This is a genomic window from Aquabacter sp. DMC10, from assembly GCF_056314145.1.
This window is the reverse complement of record NZ_JBQUYX010000020.1, coordinates 1-589: the sequence shown is the minus strand read 5'-3', so window position 1 is coordinate 589 and position 589 is coordinate 1. Positions and strand designations below refer to the sequence as shown.

At 65.0% G+C, this 589-nt stretch carries 1 protein-coding gene; it reads right to left on the bottom strand.

What is annotated here, in order from left to right:
- Nucleotide 1: 1 nt before the first annotated feature.
- Nucleotides 2-589: EF-Tu C-terminal domain-related protein (locus ACT54L_RS24930; RefSeq protein ID WP_476088357.1), on the bottom strand; the 588-nt coding region annotated here is incomplete at its 5' end.

Sequence of the window (589 nt, the reverse complement as noted above, 5' to 3'; positions counted from 1 at the left end):
ATCACTCGATGATGGAGGCGACGACGCCGGCGCCCACCGTGCGGCCACCTTCGCGGATGGCGAAGCGCAGCTTCTCTTCCATGGCGATCGGCACGATCAGCGCCACGTCCATGGAGACATTGTCGCCGGGCATCACCATTTCGGTGCCTTCCGGCAGGGTGCACACGCCGGTCACGTCCGTGGTGCGGAAGTAGAACTGCGGGCGGTAGTTGGTGAAGAAGGGGGTGTGACGACCGCCTTCTTCCTTGGTCAGGATGTAGGCTTCCGCCTTGAACTTGGTATGGGGCTTCACCGAGCCGGGCTTGCACACCACCTGGCCGCGCTCCACGTCCTCGCGCTTGGTGCCGCGCAGCAGGATGCCGACGTTGTCGCCAGCCTGGCCCTGGTCCAGCAGCTTGCGGAACATTTCGACGCCGGTCACCGTGGTCTTCACGGTCGGACGGATGCCGACGATTTCCACTTCCTCGCCCACCTTGATGATGCCGCGCTCCACGCGACCGGTCACCACGGTGCCGCGGCCCGAGATCGAGAACACGTCTTCGATCGGCATCAGGAAGGGCAGGTCAACCGGGCGCTCCGGCTGGGGAAT